The 15,729-nt window shown below is 68.2% G+C and carries 14 protein-coding genes; 11 read left to right on the forward strand and 3 right to left on the reverse strand.

What is annotated here, in order from left to right; genetic code table 11:
* Positions 1-32: 32 nt before the first annotated feature.
* Positions 33-818: an HD domain-containing protein gene (locus tag ACZ607_RS33610; protein ID WP_469741406.1), complete on the reverse strand. Its 786-nt coding sequence runs from the start codon at positions 816-818 to the stop codon at positions 33-35.
* A gap of 228 nt (positions 819-1,046) precedes the next feature.
* Here ACZ607_RS33610 and ACZ607_RS33615 point away from each other — a divergent pair, with 228 nt between their 5' ends.
* From ACZ607_RS33615 to ACZ607_RS33660, 10 genes are all read left to right on the forward strand, one after another.
* Positions 1,047-2,552, forward strand: coding sequence for a type I-E CRISPR-associated protein Cse1/CasA (locus ACZ607_RS33615; protein ID WP_469741409.1), 1,506 nt, complete (start codon positions 1,047-1,049; stop codon positions 2,550-2,552).
* A complete protein-coding gene (casB, locus tag ACZ607_RS33620) occupies positions 2,549-3,151 on the forward strand; it encodes a type I-E CRISPR-associated protein Cse2/CasB (RefSeq protein ID WP_469741411.1) in 603 nt (200 codons plus the stop codon). Before ACZ607_RS33615 ends, casB begins: the two co-directional genes overlap by 4 nt.
* Positions 3,148-4,467: a type I-E CRISPR-associated protein Cas7/Cse4/CasC gene (locus ACZ607_RS33625; protein ID WP_469741413.1), complete on the forward strand. Its 1,320-nt coding sequence runs from the start codon at positions 3,148-3,150 to the stop codon at positions 4,465-4,467. The genes casB and ACZ607_RS33625 overlap by 4 nt, the downstream gene beginning before the upstream one ends.
* Entirely contained in the window at positions 4,464-5,312 is an 849-nt protein-coding gene (gene cas5e, locus ACZ607_RS33630; RefSeq protein WP_469741415.1) for a type I-E CRISPR-associated protein Cas5/CasD, read from the forward strand. Before ACZ607_RS33625 ends, cas5e begins: the two co-directional genes overlap by 4 nt.
* Before the next feature lie 50 nt (positions 5,313-5,362).
* Positions 5,363-6,028 (forward strand): type I-E CRISPR-associated protein Cas6/Cse3/CasE, encoded by a 666-nt coding sequence (gene cas6e, locus ACZ607_RS33635; protein WP_469741418.1) that lies wholly within the window; start codon positions 5,363-5,365, stop codon positions 6,026-6,028.
* Between the two features lie 1,137 nt (positions 6,029-7,165).
* The gene (locus ACZ607_RS33640) at positions 7,166-7,858 is read left to right on the forward strand and encodes a DUF6461 domain-containing protein (protein ID WP_469741419.1); all 693 of its coding nucleotides are present in this window, start codon (positions 7,166-7,168) and stop codon (positions 7,856-7,858) included.
* Between the two features lie 134 nt (positions 7,859-7,992).
* Positions 7,993-8,172 (forward strand): hypothetical protein, encoded by a 180-nt coding sequence (locus tag ACZ607_RS33645; RefSeq protein ID WP_469741421.1) that lies wholly within the window; start codon positions 7,993-7,995, stop codon positions 8,170-8,172.
* Between the two features lie 721 nt (positions 8,173-8,893).
* Complete coding sequence (locus ACZ607_RS33650; RefSeq protein WP_469741625.1) at positions 8,894-9,913, forward strand: bifunctional DNA primase/polymerase; 1,020 nt, start codon at positions 8,894-8,896, stop codon at positions 9,911-9,913.
* Positions 9,910-11,457 (forward strand): DNA primase family protein, encoded by a 1,548-nt coding sequence (locus ACZ607_RS33655; protein WP_469741424.1) that lies wholly within the window; start codon positions 9,910-9,912, stop codon positions 11,455-11,457. The genes ACZ607_RS33650 and ACZ607_RS33655 overlap by 4 nt, the downstream gene beginning before the upstream one ends.
* A 127-nt stretch (positions 11,458-11,584) precedes the next feature.
* Positions 11,585-11,965, forward strand: a complete 381-nt coding sequence (locus ACZ607_RS33660) for a DUF6009 family protein (protein WP_329212393.1) — start codon at positions 11,585-11,587, stop codon at positions 11,963-11,965.
* Between the two features lie 130 nt (positions 11,966-12,095).
* On the opposite strand, the gene ACZ607_RS33665 is transcribed toward ACZ607_RS33660, so the two are convergent.
* Both ACZ607_RS33665 and ACZ607_RS33670 read right to left on the reverse strand, forming a co-directional pair.
* Positions 12,096-12,335: a hypothetical protein gene (locus ACZ607_RS33665; protein ID WP_469741428.1), complete on the reverse strand. Its 240-nt coding sequence runs from the start codon at positions 12,333-12,335 to the stop codon at positions 12,096-12,098.
* A gap of 56 nt (positions 12,336-12,391) precedes the next feature.
* Positions 12,392-14,452, reverse strand: a complete 2,061-nt coding sequence (locus ACZ607_RS33670) for a type I restriction-modification system subunit M/S (RefSeq protein WP_469741430.1) — start codon at positions 14,450-14,452, stop codon at positions 12,392-12,394.
* Positions 14,453-15,092: 640 nt separating this feature from the next.
* Here ACZ607_RS33670 and ACZ607_RS33675 point away from each other — a divergent pair.
* Positions 15,093-15,665 (forward strand): hypothetical protein, encoded by a 573-nt coding sequence (locus ACZ607_RS33675; RefSeq protein ID WP_319654286.1) that lies wholly within the window; start codon positions 15,093-15,095, stop codon positions 15,663-15,665.
* Positions 15,666-15,729: the final 64 nt, after the last annotated feature.

A 15,729-nucleotide genomic window follows, 5' to 3' on the forward strand; every position in this document is an offset into this window, starting at 1 on the left:
GGGGACGAGGACTGTACGCGGAAGTCAGCCGCTCACGCCATCCGCCCAACTGCTGACCTGGCGTGCAGCTTTGCCCGATGTGCCATCGCTTCCCACTCTTCGTCGGGCGACGAGACATCACCGGCGGCGTCGCTGCGGGAGAGCGCCACGCTCTGGGAGACCAAACCGCTGAAGGCCGTGAGGGACAGCGAGTCCGATGGCCCTATCAACGAAGGAAGTCCCCCAGCCTCGATGCCGACGTACCGAGCGACGGCATCCACCAAGGCTACGCGGATGGCGTCCCAGGGCGCGCCCCCTGTCGCTCGGTAAGCCTTGGCCACGGTATCGGCGTGCAGTACGTCCGCCCCTTGGCGATTGAGCGCGTATGCCGCCGTGTAAAGGCCCTGATGGACTTCGGCACGGCAGCGCTCGCCATCCACGAATCCAGGGCAGTCGCATCCTGTCAGTCTCGGCAGCACAGCCGCCGTGACGTGTTCGGGCGCCGCATGTCGGATACGGGACCCCGGAGGAGGCAGCGGCAGACCCGCTTGCGCCGCTTGCTCCCGCCATACCGCACAGGCTCGCTCCCGGTCGGGGGAGACCCCCTGCCCGGCACCGAACGAGACCATCTGTGCTGGACAGGCGTGACCGACACGACTGACACCTGCCAGGAACCCGGCCGCTAGGCGGGCGCTTCGCTCGTCTGCGGCACCAAAGCCGTCAGCGACGTCGGCCCGCTGCGCAGGGCTCAGCACCTGCTCCCACATCTCGAGCATGACCGCGCTCGCGGTGACCATCTCGAAGACCAGCGGACTCCATGCCGGCTTGTCCTTCGACACCCTCGGGCCGGGAGAGCGAATGCTCCCCCAACACCATTGATGCGAAAAGCTGTTGAGTTCTCCTGAATCATGCACTTGGCCCCCGTCCGCCATGTTACGTTCTCGCGCATCTCATCAGGCAAATGTGGTGACTGGAGTAAGGATCAGGTGACATTGTCCGAGTTACAGCCCCCTCCGGCAGGTGAGTTACGCCCCTCCTGGGACCCTCGGAAGCAAGCATGCGTTCCGGTGCTGACAGCGGCCAAGGAGAACACGCCAGTCACCCTGATCGACGCCCTGCGGCATGCGGACGAGATCCATGCAGTCTCGGGAACAACACCGGGGGAGTCCGTCGCCCTCATCGAGTATCTGCTCGCCATCTGCTACGCCTCCGGCACCGGCCCAAGGACCGCCGACGAGTGGCTCGCACAGGTGGAGGACAGCCATCCGCTGACCGCAGCCGCCGACTGGCTGGAGAGTCGCCCCGACGAGCACTGGAACCTCTTCCACCCCACGGACCCCCTGGGGCAGAACGCCCTCCTGAACCCCTACATCGACCGGCACGGGACGGGACCCGCCCAGCTCGTCATCGAGCACGCCGGCGACTACAACCAGTTCTTCGACCACCATCACCTCGAGCACCCCGCCCCCCTGCCTGCCGGAGCCGCCTTCCGCGCGATGCTCACGCAGCACGCCTATGGCCCCGGCGGCCGGGCGAGGATCTCCGGGCAGGAAACCCTGGGCCCCACGCTGACCAATCTGGCCGCAGGGCGTCTCGGCACCCGCATCCGCGTCATCGCACTGGGCGAGACGCTGGGCGACACCCTGCGGCTCAACCTCGTGCCCCTCACCGGCGACCCCGGCCACTTCAACCGCACCTGGACGGCGGCTCCCGAACCGCGCCGGGGCTTCCTCAGCAAGCCCGCCGGACGGCGCGTGGAGGGACCGGCTGACCTGCACACGGTCCTGGGCCGCTCGATCCTCATGCGGCCCGCTCTCACGGAGGGCGGGGAGCCAGCCGTCGACCGTGTCCTGCTGGGGGCTGGTGAACTACTCGCATCCCTGGCACCCCACCACATATCGGACGCCGTCTACGAGAAGACGCCTGACGGCGGTGTGAAGCCGCTCCGGCCTTCTCCATCCCGAGCCTTGTGGCGCGAGGCCCACGCCTTGTACGCGGCAGTGGCGGACCGGGACCACGGGCCAGATCTGTACGACCGTCTGGCCCGCCTCAGTGGCCGGCAGCTCAATCTGTGGGCGGTCGGGCTGATCGCCAAGCAGACCACGGCGCTCACCTGGGTGTCGGACACGTTCCCCTTCGTCCCTGGCCGCGAACGTGATCTGCGTTATGCGGCCGAGCGGGGCTCTCTCGTCGCAGAGCACGTGGCGTCGGCCCTCTCCAGAGCGGCCTATGTGGCGTGGACCGTGACTTATCCAAATCCCAAACCGGCTGACAAGAGCGGACAGATCTCCCGATTCGACGCGCGGCCGGAGCACTGGGCGCACACCCAGGAGCCGTTCCACCTGTTGCTGGACGACACGGCGGCCGCTGAGAACGAGAGGGCAGTGGACGCCGCGCTTGTCGAATATGCGGGTGTACTCGCCGGAGCCGCAGGTCGTTTCCTGCGCAAGCGCCTCGACTCGCTTCCTGCGAACTCACGTGGTTACCAGGCGCGGGCCCAGGCTGTCCGACGTTTCGAAGCGGACCTCTCCGGGTCCGCAGCACCGGACGAAGTGAAGGGGGACAGCACGTGAGCGACGACGCGCAGCCCACTGGGACCGCAAAACCGAACGGCACCGATCCACGCGAACCCACCCGCAGCCAGGAGCTCACGCAGTGGCTGGTGGGCCTGGTGAACAGCCGCGACTACGGACGACTGGCCGAACTACGCCGACCCACGATCAGCCAGAACGCCCATGTCGAAGCGGGCTGGAAGGCGGGCTGGAACGACGAAAAGCGCCGTGAGATCTTCGAACAGGTTGCCTTCTTGTTCGCCGTCTACCACAGGGGAGCGGTGCAACCCTCCTGGGGCTACGGAAGTCTCGGTCACTCCGCACGCAGGATCGGCTCCAGCATCGGACGTGGTCCCGACGACGCGGGGGCAGCCCGCCTGATCGACCGCATCGTCTCCAGCCGCCGGCCCCCTCTGCGTCATCTCCAGCACACCATCACCCGGCTGCGCTCGTGCGGCGAGCCACCGCCTTCCTGGGCCCGCCTCGCGGACGACCTGGCCCGCTGGACCGACCGTGAGGCGCGCATCCGCTACCGCTGGGCCGTGGACTTCCACGCGCCGCCGACCAGGGCCAGGGCCCCCAAGGCCGCCCCGACCACGCCGAAGGACTCCCTGACGTGAGCACTCAAGTTGCCCTCAAGGGGCACCAGTTCCTCTCTCTGCACCTGCTCGAAACGCTCGTCGCCGTCCTTCCTGTGCGGGACGAGAACGGTGCGCCCAAATCAATCGTCTACGGCGGCGTAGAACGGCACATGATCACCAGCCAGGCACGCCGCCGCGCAGAGCGGGTCTACTCCCGGGACCGCGCGAACACTGCGAAGGGTCCTCTTGCAGGGCACACCATGGGCATCCGCACGCGCGAGTGGGCACTGGTAACAGCCCGTGCTCTGGAGAGCCGCCATGGCTGGACCAGAGAACAGTCCGTGGCCACCGCACGTGCCGTGCTCCAAGGCATCGGCCTCAAATTCGGGGACCCAGCCAAGCAGACGGTGGTCAACCTGACCAAGGTGTTGCTGTTCGCACCTGCTGACGCGGGCGACCGAATCGCCGATCATCTCCAGTCCGTGCGGAACTCGATCACGACCTGGGCCGAGGGATACACAGCCCTGTCCTCGGCGGCCGCGGCCAAGAAGTCGAAGGGGCGCCGCAAAAGCAGCACCGAGGAGAACAGTGAGGACGATGAGGCTGAACCGGCCAAGCTTCCCGCGCTGCCCAAGGCGACCAGGGACGCGGTTCTGACGGCCCTGGCACCCCGAGACGCCATCGACATCGCTCTCTACGGCCGCTTCCTGGCCGAGATCGCGGACTCGCCGAACGTCGACGGCGCGATCCAGAGCAGCCACGCCTTTACCGTTCACGAAGCCGAGCACACGGATGACTTCTATGCCGCGGCGGACGACGTCAAGCTCAACCGCAAGAGCAATGCCCTCGACTTCCTCGACACGGCGGACGACGCGGGCGCGGGAATGACTGGCTACCAGTCACTGATCTCCGGGACGTTCTACCGCCATGCCGTCCTCGACCGTCACAGGCTGAGGCAGAACCTGCGCGCGGCCGGCATGTCCGAGCAGGACTCCGAAACCGCCGCCGTGGCCGCGGAATCGGAGTTCGTCAGCGCTTTCGTCAACGCCTTCCCTCAGGCCAAGAAAAACTCCACTGCCTCGACCGGGGCGCTGCCTGCCCTGGTTCTTGCCTTCGACGGAGACCGTCCCTTCAACTATGCCTCCGCTTTCCAGCGACCCATCGACGAAGCAGCCGAGGGCGCTCCGGCCGGTGAGCTGGCTGTTCGGCGCCTCCTCGCGCATCACGACTTCGTCCGTACCCGTCGGGACGACATCACGGCCGCTCGGGTGCTCACCTACGAACCCGCCGTGCACGCAGTCCTGCAGGAGCTGGGTGTAAAAGACGTTCCGTCGGTCGAGGGGCTGACAGCGTGAGTCCGCAGGTCCTGCTGGTCCGGCTTGCCGCGCCTCTCCAATCGTGGGGAATGGTGTCGAGGTTCTCCCGACGCGACACCCAGCCCCGTCCGACGAAGTCCGGGGTGATCGGTCTCTGTGCCGCTGCGCTCGGTCTCGACCGGGCCGACGACCTGGGTGAGCTGGCGAAAATCCGCTTCGGAGTACGGGCCGACCATCCGGGAACCCCGATGCGCGACTACCACGTCGTGGGTGCCGGCCGGTTTCCCGTACGGCCTCGCGATGTCATCACCGACCATCGCAGAGCGGCGAAACTGGCTACGTCGATGGCAGCGGCTGAGGGCTCTGCGTTCGGGCATCACGAGCTGACCGACTGGTACGGAGCACCTAAGTACATCGGGTCCGAATCGGGTTCAGGCGCTCTGGTCTCGAAACAGCTCTCCCGGAACGCCCTCGTCACGGAGCGCTGGTACCTGGCGGACGCAGCCTTCGTCGCCGCGTTGGAGCACCCGGACCGGGACTTCCTCTCCGATGTAGCGGCGGCCCTGGAACACCCGAAGCGTCTGCTGTGGCTGGGACGGAAGGCATGCCCCCCGTCGGGGACGCTGGCCGGACCGCTCATCGCCGATTCCGTCGAGGAAGCGTTCCGGTGCACCGCGCTCCTGCCAGGGCATGGCAACGGCCTGTCTCCGTCTCTTCGCCCCTGGGCGTGGGTCGAGACCGCACCAGGCACCACGACAGCATCGCCCATCCAAGACCAGCCCGTCTCCTTCGACTCGGAGCGGAGAACCCACAGCACGAGGTGGGAAGTACGCACCCGCGTCACCATCGCCGAAAATGCCACCGAATGGGACGTCATCCCGTGACCGAAACTCGCGCCACCGCCCGTTTTGTGGCCACTCATAGCGTCCTGTCGATGGACACCCGACATCCGTACACCGCAAAGTCCCTTGTCGATGCGCAGGACATGCACCGCACAGTCATGAGCGGCTTCCGCGGCTGGGTGGCGGACGGCGAATCCGACGCCCGGGCACAGATGGGCATCCTTTCAACATGGTCGGTCGACCTGAAAGCAGGGGCGCTCGTCCTGGTCGTGCAGTCGCGTGTACCGGGGGACTGGGCCGGGGTCCCGCGCGGAGCACTGACCGACAAGCCGCACGTTCTTACCGTCGACCGTACCCTGCGGGCGGGAGACTCCCTGACCTTTCGGACCGTCATCAACCCCGTCCGCAGCCGTCCGTCAGGAGCTCCGTCTCCCGAGCGCACCCGCGGCCGACGCACTGAACACACGCGACCCGACCACGTACGGAACTGGTTCATCCGTCGCCTTCAACCCGCGGGAGAGCCCCGGACGGGACCGGACGGCGTTGTACGAATCGGTGCCATCGCAGGGGAGGACTCCCTGGCTGTCAGGATGCTCCCGGCGGTCACGAGTCCCGGTCATCACAAGAACCTGCGGATAGCCCGCGCGGAGATCCGGGGAACGCTGACGGTGACCGATCCTTCTGCCCTGGTGGAAGCGATGACGCAGGGTATTGGGCATGGTCGAGCATATGGCTGCGGACTCCTGTTGACTCGGTAGGTGCAAGCCCGCGCAAGGATGGGCCCGCGCACTACGCCGGGCACCGGCTCAACGACGAGTGCTCCCCGCCTGTGCGGGGATGGTTCCTACGACCTGCCGTACTCAAACGGAGCCTGGGACCATCCCCGCGCGCGTGCGGGGATGGTCCCAGGACCGGCGGGAGGTCCGGGTGGTGTTCTGGTGCTCCCCGCGCGTGCGGGGATGGTCCCTGGTCCATCATGTCGCCGAGATATTTGGCGGAGTGCTCCCCGCGCGTGCGGGGATGGTCCCCATTCCTGCCAGCAGCCGACGCACCTGCGCCTGTGCTCTCCGCGTGCGGGGATGATCCCGCGTATGCCTACAACGAGGAGGCCACGCTTCCGTGCTCCCCGCGCGTGCGGGGATGGTCCCGTCTGCCGCATCGAGGATCTGCCCGACCTGTAGTGCTCCCCGCGCGTGCGGGGATGGTCCCACCCCGGCCGAGGCACGGGAGACCGGACGGATCTTCGCCGCCCACCTCGGCACCTACCCCCGTACCGCCCCGGCCACGGGCCTGCTCGCCGCGCAGGCCCGCACAGCGGCCGACCACCAGCGGCGGACGGGTAACTTCCTGGCCCCGCCCTTCGGCCCGGTCGAGGGCGTCGCACCCCTGCCCGCCGGGACTGGGGCCGCGCCCTTCACCGGCCCCGCGCCGGACGTGCTGTACGGGTGGAACGCCGACGACATGTCAGCCTTCCCCGAGGGCCTGTCCGATAGGGGAAGCGTCACCGAACGCACCCAGCTCCTCTACGAGGAGCCCCTGCGGGACCTGCACGCGCGGCTGGAAGCCCACGGCGCCCGCGTCCACCGCTACCGGCTGGACTGGCGCCCCTCCGGTTCGCCGCACGGCGCCACGCACTGCGTCGAGATACCGCTGCTCCTGGGATCGGAGCACGCCTGGCGGCACGCCCCGATGCTCGGCGACCTCGGCTGGTCGGAGGTGGATGCCGTGGGCCGGGGGATGCGCGCGGCCTGGGCAGGCCTTCGCCCGGGCAGGGGACCCAGGCCCCCTGCCCGCACAGCTCGTCGCGCTACCACGCTGACAGGACCCTCTAGGGTCGTCTCACCGTGTGACGCCGGGGCATCTGTCGCCGGCGCCTTAGCCCCTGAGGAGGATCCGTGCCGTCGGTGGAAGATACGCCAGCCCCTTCGGAAGCGAGCCTGGCCATGTCAACGCTTGGATTTCTGCCGAACACTCTGGATTCCCAGGGATCGCCGATCTGGCTCAGCGAGTTGGCCAGTGAAGAGCCGAACCACACCCTGCACGTCGTACGCGACCTCGAACCGGCACAAGCGCTAGAAGTGCTTGGGGCCAATCCGCAATCGTTCCAACCCTGTGAGCTGCCCAGTGCGAAGCCGGACAGGTGGAGCTCCCTCCCCGGTGCGGCTCTTGGCATCGAACCGGGAACTTCTGCCGCGTTGCTGGCAGGACGCATCGGTGCGTGGACATTCGTCTACGACGACTCCGGGTTCACCGGCCACGATGACACGACGTCACTGTCCGCCAACGGTCGGGCAGCGGCCACGAGCATGTACTCCATCAACGCCGACGCCAGCCTCACCTACGCCGTCGACGGGACGGAACTTGCCTGGATCAACGTCGACGACCTGAACCTCAAGAAGGATCTGCCCGGCATGCCTGACGCGCTGCGCGCCGCTTTCCACGCGGCCGGCACCGTCGAGCACGACTATCTCGAGCCGGGCCAACCCGACTACGACATATGTATGCGCGCCGTTTGTGCTCTTGCGAGCCTGTTCTGCACTGTCGAGGACCTACATCGACTCCCGCTACTGGTCACACCGTTCGGTTGACCCTGAGCCCGTGAATCACTGCACCACCGACTCGCTTCAACGATCGGTGCGGGCCGGGACGAGCGGCTCGCCAGGACGCGGCCGACCAGTCGGGGCCAGAGACCTGTTCTCTGCACGTGTATGACGGCAGGCGGGTGCCTGCAGCCCCCGGCAGGTGCCCGCCTGCGCCTGCCGGGGGCGCACCCCCGGGCGACAGCGCCTGGAGCCTCACAAGCCCTCACCGGCACTTCTTCATCCTGCTGGTGCACCAGGCGATCGCCGACCTGGTCTACACGCACGACCGCCTGGACATCTCGAAGCCCTCGATCATCTGAAAAGCCGATTGAAGGAGAGATTGCCCTACAGGGGGAGGGACCAGACTCTCTCAGTCCCTGGTCCCTTCGGTCCCTCGGTAAAAGGCCAGGTCGGGGCGGTGCTCCTAGGGACCGGAGGGACCGAAGGGACCAAAATCCCCTGTTCCAGCTGCGTGCAGGCGCGTGTATGCGCGCGTACGTAAGACTGACCCTTACATATCTCTGGTGCGCTGATAACTAGCAAAATGGGTCCCTTCAGTCCCTCCGGTCTTCGGTATATGTGCTCTGACCTGCGAAAACACCACCGGGACTGAAGGGGGACCGTTCAGTCCCCCCGCCCTTGCATGCTTTCAGTCCCTCCGCCGGACAGTCAGCGGACAGTCGGCCGGAGCATCCCGCCCCTGCAGGAGACCAACCACCCGACAGACGGGTTCTCACTGCCCCGAACCAGGGACCGGAGGGACTGAAGGGACTGTTTTTGCCATAAGTGCTCATGCCTCCCACAGAGAGGCAACCCCGTCCGCTAGGCTCTGCCTGCTATAAGGGAAACTCAGTCCCTTCAGTCCCTCAGTCCCTCAAGTGGTCCCGCCTGACCAGGCAATATGTGCAGGACCGAGCGAGGGGCAACCTGAAGAGCAGCTTTGGCCGTACAAGCCGCACAAGAGGAACGGACCGACGAACAGTGCAGCGCCCCGCCGACACCGCTTCCTCCGGGATCGCGCAGCAGCCGCGTCCCGTGGACGTGGCCCGGTGGCTCGCAGGCCGTGAGTGGCCGGTCCACCCGCTCGCACCGGGCCGCAAGACGCCGGCCGCCAACTGTGAGCAGTGCCGGGTCCGCAGCCACGAACCCGCCGGCTGCCCTTGCCATGCGCAGGGCAAGTGGTGTCATGGCTTCCACAGCGCGACGACCGACCTCGCTCTGGTCGACGCCTGGTGGAGCAGGGAGCCCCGCGCGGGCGTAGGCGTCTCGTGCGGGCCTGCCCACCTTGTCGTCCTGGACGTCGATGCCCATGCCGCTCAGGTCCCGGACCGTGACCGGCTCCTCCCGGGCATCCGTATCCCTGAGCAGGTCAACCTCGCCGGCCTCGCCTCAGGCTTCGACACGCTGGCCCTCCTGGCTGCCTACCGGCAGAAGCCGAATCCGGCCGAGGACGAGAGCACTCTGCGGGTCCGCACCCCGTCCGGGGGACTTCACATCTGGTACGTCAACTCCGAACCGGCTGTGCGCTATCGCTCCTCCACGGGGTCGAGCCCAAGGACCGCGCTCGCCTGGCAGGTCGACGTGCGGGCGCACGGGGGATACATCGTGGCGCCGACAACCCGTACCGCAGCAGGCGTCTACACGCCCCTGGGAGCCGTACGGGACCCTGCCCCGCTCCCCGCCTGGCTGGCCGCTGAGCTGATGCGCACGGGCCATGTGACGCCTCGTGTGTCCCCGGTTCCCGGCCCGCGGCCGCATCGCCCGACCAGGACCCCACGAACCGGCGGCGCGCAGGCGTTCTTGCAGCCGCTCATCGAGACCGTTCGCGCGTGTGCGGCCCAGGCCGAAGGCACCGGCTTCACGGAGAAGCTCAACCGGGCGGCGTTCACAGCGGGAGGGCTCGCCGCAGCAGGACATCTGAATCAGGCCGAAGCCCGCCAAGAGCTCGCAGAAGCCGCTCACTATGCTCGTCCCCACCAGAACCGCCGTAATGAGACGATCATCGACGCAGCCCTTTCCGCAGGCGCCAGCCGCCCGTTCCACCCCAAAGGACTCGCATGAGTAGCGCCGAGAGCAGCCGCTTCGATGCGGCCGCCGCCGCTCAGCAGATGCTCGACCTCGAGGGCGCGGCCCCCGCGTGGGTGCCCCCCCAGCAGGTACAGGCGCCTGTTGTGGCCGAGGCACCGGCCCTGCTGCCGCCCATGCTCACCGACCGCGGTAACGCGAAGCTCTTCGCGCAGCTCTACAGTGACCAGTTCCGCCACGTGGAGGGCCTCGGCTGGTACTGCTGGGACCAGTTCCGGTGGAAGCGCGTGGGCGGCGAGAAGGCCGCTCTGTGGGCCGCGGGCGACATGGCCGAGCAGATGTCCCCGACCGATCCCCGCGGCATGTTCAGCGACCGTGAGATCGCCCAGCACCGTCGGCGCACCATGTCCACGAGCGGGATGAAGGCGTTGCTCCACCAGGCGAAGGCCGCGCCCGCGCTCAGTCTCGACCCCGACATCCTCGACGGCGACGCCTACTCCCTGTGCACACCCGCCGGCGTCGTCGATCTCCGTAACGGCCGCCTGCACAAGCCCGATCCCATGAAGGACCTCCACTCGCGTGCCACCCAGGTGGCGCCCCAGGCGATGCCGACCCCGCGCTGGCACGCCTTCCTGGACGACACCTTCGGCGCCGACGCCAAGGGTCAGGAGATGATCGACTTCCTGCACCTGCTGCTCGGGTACTCCATCACCGGCGATGTCGGCGCGCAGGTCCTGCCGTTCCTCTGGGGCAAGGGCGCCAACGGCAAGTCGGTCCTCCTGGACGTCATGATCCAGGTCATGGGGGACTACGCCGACGCGGCCCCGCCCGGCTTCCTGATGGACAAGGGCAACTTCGCCGAGCACTCGACGGAACTGACGGAGCTGCACGGCCGCCGCATCTTCGTCTGCAGCGAGCTCAAGCCCAACGACAAGTTCGACGAGGCCCGGGTCAAGCTCCTCACCGGCGGGGACAAGATCAAGGCCCGCCGTATGCGGCAGGACTACTTCAGCTTCACCCCGACCCACAAGCTCTGGCTGCTGGGCAACCACCAGCCAGAGGTCGGCACCGGCGGGCACGCGTTCTGGCGCCGTATCCGGCTCATTCCCTTCGAGCGAGTCGTCGCGGCCGACCGGAAGATCGACAACCTGGCCGGCGAACTCGTCCAGGAGGAGGGCCCCGGCATCCTGCACTGGCTGATCCAGGGCGCGATCCGCTACCTCACCACCCGTGACCCGCTGAGCGGCCCGTCCTCCGTACGCCTGGCCACCGCCGCGTACGAGACCACCGAGGACCACATCGGGCGCTTCCTGGGCGAGTGCTGCCTGCGCCAGAGTCCGGACACCGGGGACCTGCGTGTCGAACAGGGCCTCCTCTACGCGACCTACACCAGCTGGTGCAGTTCGGAAGGCATCAGGGCCGACACCGCCCGGGCCTTCGCCGGCCGCATCCGGCAGGAGGTCGGACTCGCGTCCCCTGCAGAGATGCTGAAGTCCAGCGGCAAGAAGTACTACCCCGCCGTCGCGTTGCTGAAGGACGACATCGTCCATCCTGACGGACCGACAGGAGGACGCCCATGACGAACCAAGGCCTCCTGCCCAGGATCCGGACATCGCCTTACCATGGGAGTGTCCCGAATCACCGCACTGCCCGGTCCGCGCCGAGTAGCCGTAAGCACCACCACATCACCGACAAGGAGCTGCGTCCATGAGCTCGCTGCTGCATGAAAGCCAGCTCGCACACGAAGCGAACGTGGTGTGGCTGGAGGACCTCGACGACCTCGACTACGTCCGTCAGGCGCTCGACAAGAGCGCTCGCCGTGGCGGGAAGCCCCGTTACGCCCGTGACGGACGCATGGTCGGCTATGCGGAGCTCGACAGGGACGCCGAGGCCAACCCCGACAGCGGCCTCTTTCAGCGCCGCACCTTCTTCCTGCTGCCCCACGACAGACCGAACGACCCCGAGGGCCTCTACAAGGAGGGCGCCCCGGGCGAGGCGGTCGACCCGAGGACGATCGAGCCGCGGCGGGTGGGGGAGAAGACCCCGCGTTCGCAGGGGAAGCGCAGAAACGAGATAGTGCCCTCCTGAGAGCCCCTCCCGAGGGTGCGCTCCCGACGGGCATCCCCCTCCGTCGAGATCCGGCATCGGATGCCCCTCGTGCGCTCCACCAGGGACGCGGCACGAGGAACATCCTGCCGAGGGCGGACTCACCGGACAGTCATCGGGACCGGCGCAGTTCCCTGACGGCGGCGACGGTGCCCAGACAGATGATCATCGTCGATCCGAAGGCGGTGCCGCCGGACAGGACCGCGTCGGTGAGCCCCGAGCCGCTGTGTTCCTTCAGCATGATCACCACGAGGGCGACGACGGCGGAGAAGAGCACCATCACCAGCAGCCACAGCGCCCAGGTGTGGGAGGGCGAGGGCGGTGCGGGAGTCGGCGTGGCCGGGGGAGTCACAGGGGCCCCTTCATCGGTGGCGGAGGTGGGCGGACGGGAGCCGCTACGGACGGTCGTCATGAGCGCGTACCGGTCTTCGGCGGCGTGACATCGGCGGCATCGTCCGGATCCGAGAGCATCAGACGTTCCGCCACGGTCGTCCGGGTGTGAGCGACTGCCGCAGCGAGGCGGCCGTGGGCCGCGGCTTGAGCGTCGAGCGCGTCGAGGACCGCGACGACGCGCTGCTGCTCCGGGTAGGGGGGAAGCAGTACGGGCTGGTTGCCCAGCGCCGCAGCACTGATGGACGGCGCACCCGTCGCGGTCGCGCGGTCCCGTACCCAGGCAACCGACTCGGGCCGCCCCAAGTAGGCCGCGAGATAGCCGGGGTGGACGTGCGCCCGTTGCCTCTCGCCCATCCTGAGCCGGATCACATTGGCGCTCATCAGTCGGCCGGCCCCCGCGTCCCGTACGAGGGCCGGAGGGCCCATGGCCCCGGTCCGTACGCAGACGATGTCCTCGGGCCCGAGCAGGAAGCGCTCCAGGCGCCGGGCCTGTTCCGCCGTCACGTGCCGGTCGTCGGCCAGTTCGGCGATGCGGCCCTCGCGCAGATTCTGGGGGTAGACCAGAGGCACACCGCCGTCGGTCGTGACGTGCCCTTTCAGCAGGCTGTACGACGGACCCGCCTGGATCGTGCACAGGTCGGACAGCGTCACGCGTTCCCATCCGGTGGCGTCGAGCAGTGCCCTCTCCTGCTGCGCGTGCTCTGCCCGCTGCTCCACCTGTTCCAGAGCGGAGGCCGCGGCGACGTCCGCTTCCCAAGCCTGCTGCTTACGGAGCTCCAGTTCGGCCAGGGCTTCCGCGTGCGCGGTCTCAGCGGTGTGCCGGCGGGGTCTGTACGCGTCGATGTGGTCCATCGGGCTGAGCGACCAGTCCTGCTTCCCGACAGCCTCCCGGGTCACGACCGCGGTCGGCACGGCCGGGTTCCGCCCGCTGTCGTCGCCCGGGTGCGAGCCGCCTCGGTAGGCGTCGAGGATCGCCTCTACGTCCGCGTCCTGGAGGGCACGCTTGCCCCGGACCGGGGTCCCCACCTCCCGCGCGTCGAGGAACAGGATCTCGTCACAGGCCAGTGACGGATGGACCAGGAACCACACCGAGACGGGCACAGACGTGTCGGAGAACAAGCGGTCCGGCAGGGCTACGACGGCTTTCACCACGCCGCGCTCCACCATGGCCCGCCGGATCTTCTTCTCCGAGCCGTTCGCGGAGTTGCCCGCCTTGTTGGGCATGATCACGGCAGCGACGCCGTCCTCCCGCAGTGAGCCGAGCACGTGCTGTACGTATGCGAGGTTGTCGTTGCCCAGGGGAGGAGGCCCGTACGGCCAGTTGCCCTCGATGCGCGGTTTCCCGGTGGAGTCGCGCATGTTGAACGGGGGATTGCTCAGGACAAGGTCGAACTGCTCTGCGGGGGACGCTGTGGACGCGGCCCAGGGCGGTGTGCCGGAGGAGACATGCACGCTCGGCCGCGCACCGAGAAGGGCCAGGTTCATCGTCGCCAGCGGTGCCGTGTCCCGCCCGTGGGTGAGTCCGCGGACCCGCATCTCGCGCGGAGCCGTGCCCTGCTGAGCACACCAGGTGGTCGCCGCGGCGAGCAGCTCCCCGCCCCGGGCGTACGGATCGTAGACACCCAGCGGGGCGCCGGCTGCCGTGTTCTCCACCGCGATGCGGACCATGACGCGCGCCACGGCGCGCGGAGTGAAGAACTCACCGCTGTCCAACCCGGCGAGCAGCTCGTACTCGTCGAGCATCAGCTCGAAGGCTCCCGGGCCGAGTTCCCCCACCAGGCGCACCACGTGCCTTAGATCTCCGTACGAGCGGGGCTCGAGGCGCACCAGCGCCTGGCGCATCGCCGGACGCATGCCCAGCAGCCTCAGCTGCTGGTCGACGGCCGCGGCGACGTGCTGGAGGAGGGCGGCGGCGCCGTCCGAGCCCTGCCCGGTCGCGGACATCTGGAAGACGCCGTCCCAGTGGGCCCCGCCGGACCGCCGCAGGAAGTGCAGCGATACGAGCAGGTTCACGTAGTCGACCCTGGAGCCGGCTCCCCGGACCCGGTCGCACAGTTGCCCCATGAGCTCACGCACGTGGTCCGCGGTACGCGGATCGGGCCGGCTGCAGGGCACGGCCGGCCGGGGCGCCTCCGTACCGGCCGGAGTGCTTTCGACGAGGGTCCGGCGCGCCCGTGCTCCGTACGTCGTACCGTCCGGATCTCCGTGCAACCGGCTTCGGGGAACGGGCCGCTCATCCAGCCAGGCGAGGATTTCGGAGCGCCGGAACAGCTCCAGGTCCCCGCCGCGCTCGGGGGAGGGGAAGCCGGGGATGCGGCGCCACTCCGTGATGGAGGCCCGTGAGACGCCCGCCAACGCGGCAATCTCTGCTTGCGAATGGAGCTGATCCCGGTGGTCAGCGATGGACATGATCTGAACTCCCTCGTGGCCGCCGCTCGGCGGCCCTTCGCTTCGAACCATAGGGAGTGAGAGCTACGAGCGTTGCCTGCGCACCAGCGATGCGCACATAGTGCGCTGGCATCTCTTACCTTCCCCGGTAGGGCCTGGATACCTCAAATATAGGCGCCATATGGCCTTCTGACTGCCCGTTTCACCTCCTCCTGAGACCTGGTTATCCTGAAGGGCCTTCAGGACTGTCTCGTCGTTCCGAGGATTCTGAAGGGAAGAGGACGACGGACGGAGTCACGATGTCGGCGGTGCGCGCGATGATGGATGTGTGGACTACAGCCTTGTGATCGCCGCCGCCCAGGCCGCCGGCCCTTGCCCGCCCGGCGAGGAAGCCTCCTGGGGTCGTCGCGTCCAGACGCTCACGGTGGACCTGCACATGGTCGCCAAGCAGGCGGCGCAGGACGTCGACCGTCTGGAGAGCGCGAAGACGTTTGTCGCGTTCCTGGAGAAGGTCGAGATCGAGGAGACCAGCCGCCGCGGCCTGCTCACCCTGCGGCCGCCGTCCGGGGACGCGGAGAACATCCGTACGGAGCAGGAGGAGACGGACCGCGGCCGTCAGTTGATCGAGCGGGCCCGCTCGCTGGTCGGACGGTGGGTGCTGGTCTACCGATACAACGAGGAGAAGGCGGGAAACCGGCAGCACAACGTACGCATGCTCGCGCACCTGGTGGACCTGGGCGACGGAGCGATCTCGGTGAACATGGCGAAGAAGGTCCTCCTGGACGACGCCGGCGGAGTCGTGGCGCGGGCGCAGGGCGCCTGGGAGAGTGCGGGCCTGCCGGACACCGGCACGGTGGGCGTCGAGCAGCTGCAGAAGGCCCGTGCCGAACTGGCGGGGTGAGTATGTCTGGCGATGTTCGGCGTTCCGCTCGCTGGTCTCTGTAGAGTCGAGCCTTCCAGCTGCC

It is taken from the genome of Streptomyces sp. NPDC104381, assembly GCF_055583745.1.

Coding starts and splice junctions, on each gene's coding strand:
- ACZ607_RS33655 (WP_469741424.1), top strand. CDS start 9,910: ATGAGTAGCGCCGAGAGCAGCCGCTTCGATGCGGCCGCCGCCGCTCAG.
- cas6e (WP_469741418.1), top strand. CDS start 5,363: ATGGACACCCGACATCCGTACACCGCAAAGTCCCTTGTCGATGCGCAG.
- ACZ607_RS33660 (WP_329212393.1), top strand. CDS start 11,585: ATGAGCTCGCTGCTGCATGAAAGCCAGCTCGCACACGAAGCGAACGTG.